General features: G+C 50.9%; 9 protein-coding genes and 3 pseudogenes. 6 read left to right on the forward strand and 6 right to left on the reverse strand.

Features of this window, described 5'->3' with window-relative positions:
- From dedD to BG74_RS00780, 4 genes and pseudogenes are all read left to right on the forward strand, one after another.
- On the forward strand, positions 1–368 hold a 368-nt coding region (gene dedD / locus BG74_RS00765; protein WP_187202452.1), incomplete at its 5' end, for a cell division protein DedD.
- A gap of 299 nt (positions 369–667) precedes the next feature.
- Complete coding sequence (gene cvpA, locus BG74_RS00770) at positions 668–1,156, forward strand: colicin V production protein (RefSeq protein ID WP_066595836.1); 489 nt, start codon at positions 668–670, stop codon at positions 1,154–1,156.
- Between the two features lie 90 nt (positions 1,157–1,246).
- Positions 1,247–2,172: pseudogene (locus BG74_RS00775) on the forward strand (amidophosphoribosyltransferase); the annotation flags it as partial.
- Positions 2,173–2,583: 411 nt separating this feature from the next.
- Entirely contained in the window at positions 2,584–3,153 is a 570-nt protein-coding gene (locus BG74_RS00780) for a UbiX family flavin prenyltransferase (RefSeq protein WP_066595837.1), read from the forward strand.
- 674 nt (positions 3,154–3,827) lie between these two features.
- On the opposite strand, the gene BG74_RS15505 is transcribed toward BG74_RS00780, so the two are convergent.
- From BG74_RS15505 to BG74_RS15510, 5 genes and pseudogenes are all read right to left on the reverse strand, one after another.
- Positions 3,828–4,088, reverse strand: a complete 261-nt coding sequence (locus BG74_RS15505) for a hypothetical protein (RefSeq protein ID WP_244267091.1) — start codon at positions 4,086–4,088, stop codon at positions 3,828–3,830.
- 298 nt (positions 4,089–4,386) lie between these two features.
- Positions 4,387–4,542: a hypothetical protein gene (locus BG74_RS00785; RefSeq protein WP_187202453.1), complete on the reverse strand. Its 156-nt coding sequence runs from the start codon at positions 4,540–4,542 to the stop codon at positions 4,387–4,389.
- Positions 4,543–4,612: 70 nt separating this feature from the next.
- Positions 4,613–4,747 carry a hypothetical protein gene (locus BG74_RS18655; protein WP_256364172.1) on the reverse strand — a complete coding sequence of 45 codons (135 nt, stop codon included), beginning with the start codon at positions 4,745–4,747 and terminating at the stop codon, positions 4,613–4,615.
- A gap of 165 nt (positions 4,748–4,912) precedes the next feature.
- Positions 4,913–5,089: a hypothetical protein gene (locus BG74_RS12100; RefSeq protein ID WP_187202454.1), complete on the reverse strand. Its 177-nt coding sequence runs from the start codon at positions 5,087–5,089 to the stop codon at positions 4,913–4,915.
- Between the two features lie 110 nt (positions 5,090–5,199).
- A pseudogene (locus BG74_RS15510) lies at positions 5,200–5,670 on the reverse strand (glutathione S-transferase family protein); the annotation flags it as partial.
- 364 nt (positions 5,671–6,034) lie between these two features.
- On the opposite strand from BG74_RS15510, the gene BG74_RS15515 reads away from it, so the two are divergent.
- Positions 6,035–6,262: a metallophosphoesterase family protein gene (locus BG74_RS15515; RefSeq protein ID WP_244267093.1), complete on the forward strand. Its 228-nt coding sequence runs from the start codon at positions 6,035–6,037 to the stop codon at positions 6,260–6,262.
- A gap of 363 nt (positions 6,263–6,625) precedes the next feature.
- Positions 6,626–7,229 (forward strand): annotated as a pseudogene (yfcD, locus tag BG74_RS12110) (NUDIX hydrolase YfcD).
- Positions 7,230–7,366: 137 nt separating this feature from the next.
- Here the strand turns inward: yfcD and pta are convergent.
- Positions 7,367–7,920 (reverse strand): phosphate acetyltransferase (gene pta, locus BG74_RS15520; RefSeq protein ID WP_244267094.1); only part of this gene is annotated, 554 nt, incomplete at its 5' end.

Genomic DNA, 7,920 nt, shown 5'->3' on the forward strand with positions numbered 1-7,920 from the left:
CCAGCCAGTCAGAAACCTTGGCGCCACCGGAGATAAAAAACACGCTGCTTGCAGCGGTCAAATCTGAGCAAAAATCGGCCGTGTGGCCGGAGAGAAAACCTGTGCCTAAACTGCAGGCGCTGAAGGGGCAGGCGTGGGTAGTGCAGTTGGGCGCGTTGAAAAACGCCGATAAAGTGTCGGAAATCGTCGCTAAGTTGCGGTTGTCGGGTTATCGCGTTTATACCTCGCCGCCGGCGCCGGCACAGGGGCAGATTACGCGGATATTTGTCGGTCCGGATGCATCCAAGGAAAAACTGCAATCCGCGCTCGGCGAATTGAATCAGTTGAGCGGCCTTAACGGCCAATTGCGACCCTATAGCGTACACTAAACTTCTGCCTGAGTGCGAGTGTGACACAATGCCAAAGCGCCAGACGTGAGGCGCTGCTGTAGCGCGGGCTGTGACCATTGCTCTCTGTGGCGCTGCAGGATGTTTAGTCTTTACCGTGTGTGACGCTAGGGAAGGTCGGTGCGGATTTTTTACGCTATATGATTGCGAGGATTGGCTTTTTTAATCGCCGTTATTTATTTAAAACAAGGGGAATAAATTCCCTACGTAAGCGTTTTCCTTTCCTGTTAGAATTCGCTATGAACTAGCTGTGACCGGGCGAATGATCAAGGTATGTATGTATGATCTGGGTTGATTACGTCATTATCAGCATCGTTGTTTTTTCCGCTCTGGTGAGCTTAATTCGCGGGTTCGTGCGCGAGGTATTATCTTTAGTGACCTGGGCCTATGCATTTTTTGTCGCTAGTCACTACTATAGTTACTTTGTGATATACTTCACCAATTTTGATGAGCGGATGGTGCGCAATGGTCTCGCGATTGCTCTGTTGTTCTTGGCGACCCTGATTATTGGGGCGATCGTCAATTATGTAATTAGCTCGCTAGTGGAGCGAACCGGTTTATCTGGCACCAACCAGGTACTCGGCATCTTTTTCGGAGCGCTTCGGGGTATTTTGATCGTGTCGGCGGCGTTGTTCTTTCTCGATACCTTCACCAGTTTCTCCCACAGCCAGGACTGGCAGCAGTCCCATCTGATACCGCAATTCAGCGGTATCATTAGGTGGTTTTTTGACTATCTGCAAAGCACGTCGAGTTTCTTACCGGAGCAGTAGTTATCCCAGTAACGCTGATAAGGAAATGACAACATGTGCAGTGTTATCGGAATTGTCGGTTTTATGCCGGTAAACTAGTCTGTCTTTAATATATTAAATTGCTTTCGCCTGCATAAAGCCAATGGACTGCTTAAGGATATTTTCGAGGCTAGACATATACAACGCCTGTAGAGCAATATGGGCCCGCTACCCGACTGCCAGTAGCTCCAGCACCTTCAAGGAGAAACCGTTCTACATCAACTCCTTATTCGAATCACCTTGGCGCACAACGGTAACCTGACCAACACCTACAAATTGCGTAAAAAGCTATTTGAAAATGGTCGGCGCCATGTCAATACCACCTCCGATTCGGAAATCTTGCTTAACATCTTCGCCGCTGAGCTGGACCGTTTCCTGGATTATCCGCTGGAGGCGGACAACATTTTCACGGCGGCGGTGGTAACCTATCAGCAAATCTGCGGTGTCTACGTCTGCGTCGGCATGATAATCGGTCATGGTCTGTTTGCTTTTCGTGATCCCAACGGTATCCGCCATCTGGTTATCGGCAAACGTGCCGCTGTGGCCGACGGCCGCAGTGAGCATATCGTAGCCTCCGAAAGCATAGCGCTAGGATTCGGTTTTCTGCACGACATTGCGCTGGGCGAGGCGGTGTACGTTAAGAAAAAAATCAGCCTTTTACCCGGCAGTGTGCCGAGAACTCCCAGTGTCATCTGTGCCTGTTCGAGTATGTCTATTTCGCCCGGCCGGATTCGTTCATCGATAAAATTCGATCTACATCATCATGGCCCGGTCAACAAGTCCGCCGGCAGTCGGTACGCTGTAATATTAATGCCAACCGCACCGAATTTTTCGAAAAAAGTGTGCTGTTGGCGGACGATTCTATCGTGCCTGGTACGAATTCCTAGCAAGTTGTTGAAGGGGAGCGCGGAGGGAGGGCCGCCAGTTACGCTTATTTGGTTTCCGCCGTGCTAGAAATCTGCTTCCCGAACATGTACGGCATCGATATGCCTAGTTCGTTCCAAGCTGATCGTTCACAGTCGCTAGTTGGATGAAATTCGGCTCCTTATCTGCGCTGATACGCTGATATTTCAGGATTTGTCCGATTTGAAACGGGCAACGCAGGGAGATTAATCCCGATGCGGATAAATTTGAATCTCAGTAGTTAACGGTATCTGCGTCACGCGTAACACAGATTAGCGCCATCTTGATTATCTAGAATTGCCGCGCAATGACGATTCTAAAGCACTACGCGCCCCATAGTGAAGTCAAAAATCTGGAAATACATAACCAAAGTTGATCGGTACCGCGCGGGTGCAGTAGGCTGTGCCGCTGTACCCGCGCTTCATGGCAACTGGTCATCTTTTCTGCCCTGGTGGCCAAATAAGCCTGGTTTTTTTATTGTCTTTCCTACTGGCGGGAGTTAAGGTATGAAACGTCTGATTGTCGGTATCAGCGGCGCCAGCGGCGCCGTGTATGGTGTTCGCCTGCTACAGGTGCTGAGCGCACTGCCAGAGGTTGAAACCCATCTAGTCATAAGTCCGGCTGCGCGGCAAACCCTGGCGCTGGAGACGACGTATAGCCTGCGTGAAGTCCAGGCGCTGGCGGATGTAGTGCATGATTCCCGCGACATTGCTGCTAGCATCAGCTCTGGTTCATTCCAGACCCTCGGGATGGTTATCCTGCCCTGTTCGATGAAAACGCTCTCCGGTATTGTCAATAGCTACAGCGATGGTCTGTTGACGCGCGCCGCGGATGTGGTGCTAAAGGAGCGACGCCGGTTGGTGCTCGGGGTGCGTGAAACACCGTTGCATCTCGGCCACCTGCGCCTGATGGCCCTAGCGGCTGAACTCGGCGCAGTTATCACACCCCCGGTCCCGGCCTTTTATCACCAGCCTGCTCAGGTTAGTGATATCATAGACCAAACGGTCAACCGCACGTTGGATCAATTTGATCTGGTACTGCCGCAAGATTTGTTTCAGCGTTGGCGAGGAGGTTGACACTTGCTGCTAGCTATATTTTAATAATCAATTAAATGAATGAATGGCGTACGAGCGACGGCGGGTGACCGTGTACAGCACGACGGATAGTATGAAATGTGCAAATAGTTCCGGCTAATAAAGAGCACACACCATACTAGGCAATGAATAATTATATTGAAGGTTTTTTATAAAAAAGCTGATAAAAGTTCTTCCTTTTGATAGCGACGCTAATTTACACGGGCAACGCAGTACCCAAAACATCAAAAAACGCGATTATCTCCTCTTTATCGATCACTGAAAAAACGCCAGCCAGTAGGAAACCAACTCCACCGATAAGCTTTGCGCCGCCAAAGTGTGTCTGATCGCTAGAGATAGCAGCCAGATTATTACCCCAACGCTAGAATCTCTGCACGGCAAACGCGTGAGAGTGCTGCAAGGGTCTAGATCCAGGAAAGCCTACGCCAATGCTCTATATCAACTTTCTGGAAAAGCCCAGATAAGGATCGATTGCCGTGAATAACGAAAATATTCATTTATTGCTCGATAATGACAGCCAGCTAAAAGTATTCGATAAAAAGTAATTGCAGCTGCCGCACACACCCGGCTGAAAAATGATATTTAAGCATCTTAATTGATGGAGCCATACGACCGTGCTGGAAAACGTCATAGAAGAGACGGTGCAGGACTGGGCCTCAGCAAAAACGACGCGAGGGCACCTGCGAGAGCGCCAAATACCCCATCAATCTCTCCGGTTCCATCACCGGCGCGCGCATAATTAAGGAAACGTGCCGGTGATGGAACCGGAGGCGCTGTTGTTTAATGAACCAACCTCGGCGCTGGACCAGGAGTTGGTCAACAAAGTGCTGCGTATCATGTAAAAGCTGGCCAAAGAAGGCAAGACCATAATGGTGACAACGCGCGAAATAAAGTTCGCGCGCCATGTTTCCAATCATATCATCTTTCCAATCATATCATCTTCCTGTATAGGGAGATCGAAGAGCAGTGGCTCGCCGTCAAAGGTATTTGGCAGCCTAAAGAAGCCCGCGGCTGCAGTAATTCCTCTCTGGGGCCTTTCTTTAAGTAACCGCGCAGATTTGTATATGATGTTGACGATTTCCGGTTAGGTTTTAGTGCCGCTTCTAGCTCGCTGAAGCAAAAAGTGAAACCGGCTTTGGTCGGCCTCCTCGGTATTGCCCGTTATCCGCTGAGAAACAGCTGTACCGCCCGCACCGGCACACGGGTGAAGAATGGCTAGTGCAGGACCAGGACCCCAGACAGTACATTGCCGAAAATGCTCATTGCGCATCGGATAGGTAGGGCAGACACGTTGAACACACCCACCAGGCTGTCGATAGTCTGCATGAACAATATTGCGTTGACGATATCATCGATGTAGATCCAGGACATAAACTGGATACCTACCGTCGCCGATCGGGCCATTCAGTCCGACTTTGTACAGCAGCAAGAGCCTTGCCCATTAAGCCGCCGGCGGCGGCCTATCCACCACGTCAATACGCGACAGACACAAGCGGGTTTTCTCGCTACGCGCCCATAGAGCCAAACTTTCCAGAGTGCCCATAGCGTATGGGAGAAATCGATAATCAGCGTTCACAAATACCCATCAGGGCATCATCCTAGTAGCCAGAATAGTCAGTGGCGGAGCTGGAAATGAACACCGACGGTGGATTGTCGCTCTGCGTATCAGTAGACTCAATTGGTCGGCGACGTCCCAGCGACTCTGACATAGCTTGTTTTTTGCTCGTCTGTCCAGCGGAGCTCAGCGATAGGCTCGCCGACAAGGTTTATCGCCGCATCGAACTCGTTTAGATGTACTATCGGCGCCAGTGTGGTCAAGCGTGGTCATAGTAGCGATCTCCGGTCCCAGCGTCTGCCGCACGAGCTGAGCATTGCGGGTCAACATGGTAACATAGTGCGATAAGTTTTGTAGTCTCATAACCAGGTGCTGGTCAATAGCCCAGTCCCGCCAGTCACTAAAATTTTCATGGTGGTATTCTCCGCTTAATGTTAATAGCTGAGTCTGGACCTTGGGAGGACACATGCAGCTATATAATGATGATCCTGCAACTGCTCATCTAACAGCCATACAGTCGTGCGGTTTCAGTACGGTGGCGATTTTGATGGCATCAGGCACTTTTCCCAGGGCATACTTGGCTAAATTAGTAGTTTTGGCTAAGCATTGGCCCAAAGCCCGCCATTTGCCAGAATAGCTATTACAGAGTAGTGTGCCGTTCGCGCAGTTCGTGCGACAACAACAGTTATCCGGTTTTCTCGGCCAGATAGAGCAAAAATAGCGCCCGATTCAAACAGGATTAACAGCACGGCGCACGCTGGTTCTCTCTCAGCGATTGCCGGAATTTTGTTATTCGTCGAAAAGAGTGAAGAAGGCCGGCTTGAATTGATCGCCGGCGCTAATATCCAGGCGGTGAAGCTGATAACGCGTGCCGCGGTCTCTTCTAAAAACAGTGTAGTTTTATGGCTATTTGGCGTAGTGGGCGCATAATAAAGGTCAAGCATAAAGCCTCCTTCAGGATAACGTGAGTGACTTAACTGTAGTACAAAAGCGCAGGGGATAAAATTGAATAAGCGGCGGGTGTAGTAAGCAGGCCTTATTGCGCAATAACCCGTCAATCCCCGCTATCCACGACAGGATAGCGCTGACGCTGACAGCCTAAAGCCTTGCTAAGCCTGGCCTGCTGCGCCGTCTGTACGGGCGCGGCGGGCGGGGGTCGGCGGCGCGCGGGTCGACACATACGCAATAGTCGACACACACGCAATATGAAGAAAAAAATGATATTAATGATAGCGTCCGATATTCATGTTTTTCTACCACCCGCTAGTTGCTGGCGGCGTTTGACTTAAGCAGTGCCACCAGCTGGCGATGTTGCTTCTGGGTTATTTTCTAAATCACAGTCCGCGCAATCCTCTGCCTGAAAATTATCGACCGGCAGAAGTCGCCATCGCGTTTAATGCTTACGGCCAGCGTATTATCGCCGTACGCGGCAATTATGACAGAAAATCTGATGAAATGCTGTTTTACTTTCCCTTTAGCACGCCTTGTCAGCATATTCTGCTGGGAGAGAGATGTAGGGGACATTTTAACCCATAGGCATCTTTATTATCCAGCGCGGCTGCCGTCGCTGGTTCCTGGTGACGCGTTCTCGTATGGCCATCTCCATATTCCGCATGCAGAGCGGGCGGGGTATTTTCTATTTAATCCGGAGTCAGTCACTTGCTCAAAGGCGGCTTTTTGGCAAGCTATGGGGTCTGCTGGCAGACAGATGGTTACAGGTATTATCATTAGATAGCGTGAAAACTACTAATCAAGTCGCAATAACCTTCTAAGTTATGATAAAATGTATCAGTGGTTTTTCCGTTTAATCATACCACACGGAGCAGTCCGCGTCATTGCATAATGTGGTATCATAGGATGGAGCAACGGAGTTAGTCTTCCGATGAGGAATGGGTAGACATTATCATTGAAAATAATGAAGTCATCGTCCAGGTCAGCCGCCAGCAGATGCGCGCGGAACGTCTGCGTCACCGCGCCAGTTATCTGCGTCACCGCGCCAGTTATATTGTGTGGTACATTATGGTGCGGGCAATGTTCTGGTTCATCGGCGTACCGCCAGCAATGACTTTTGTCTGAACTATCTGGATGCAACCGTCGGTGGCGGGGTACAATGCGGCGAAGGGATGCTCGATTCCGCCTGCCGCGAGTCGGAAGAAGAGCTGATATCGCGGATGCACCGTTCACTGAACATAGGTAGTTTTATTTCGAGAATGACACTTGCCGGGTTGCGGGGTTCGCTATTTAGCTGCATGGTCTATGGCCTGTTCGCGCTATAGGGGAGCGAGTTGGAGATAGTCAATTGACTGACGCCGGAGAAAATTACCGGCTATACTGCGACGAATTCACCCAGAGGAACTCCCTCAAAGCGTTATTGCTGTGGCTAAACCGTAATAACGCCAGAGCGTTGAACTCTAGCCACGCAGACGTTAGACGACAGAGCAGCACAATAGCCGATGAGCGTGATGGGAAGGTTACGGCATCTGGGTACAGGTTAAAAAAGTAGATGGGCGTGGGGAAGATAGCGCCCTACCTTACATGGGCTAAACGGCGCAAGCGCTGGAAGTTCGAGCTGGCCCGCACAGGACAAAAAAACGCCGGCCTATGGCTGGCGTGGTTTTTTCTGACGATGCAAACTCGGAATTAGCCTTCTACTTGCTGCGACTGAATGGCAGTCAGCGCGACCGTATAAACGATATCATCTACCAGCGCGCCGCGCGAGAGGTCGTTGACCGGCTTGCGCATCCCCTGCAGCATCGGACCGATAGAGATCAGGTTTGCCGAACGCTGTACCGCTTTATAAGTAGTATTGCCGGTGTTCAAATCCGGGAATATAAATACCGTAGCCTGACCAGCTACCGGCGAGTTGGGCGCTTTCGACAGTGCGACATCAGCCATAATGGCTGCATCATACTGCAGCGGGCCGTCGATGACCAGGTCCGGGCGTTTTTCCTGCGCCAGGCGCGTGGCTTCACGCACTTTCTCGACGTCGCTGCCGGCGCTGGAATTGCCCGTCGAGTAAGAAATCATCGCCACGCGCGGCTCAATACCGAAGGCGGTGGCAGAGTCGGCCGATTGAATGGCAATTTCCGCCAGTTGCTCCGAGGTCGGATCCGGGTTGATGGCGCAGTCGCCGTACACCAGTACTTGCTCAGGTAGCAGCATAAAGAACACTGACGATACCAGCGAACTCCCCG

The organism is Sodalis-like endosymbiont of Proechinophthirus fluctus (assembly GCF_001602625.1).
Classification (GTDB): domain Bacteria; phylum Pseudomonadota; class Gammaproteobacteria; order Enterobacterales; family Enterobacteriaceae.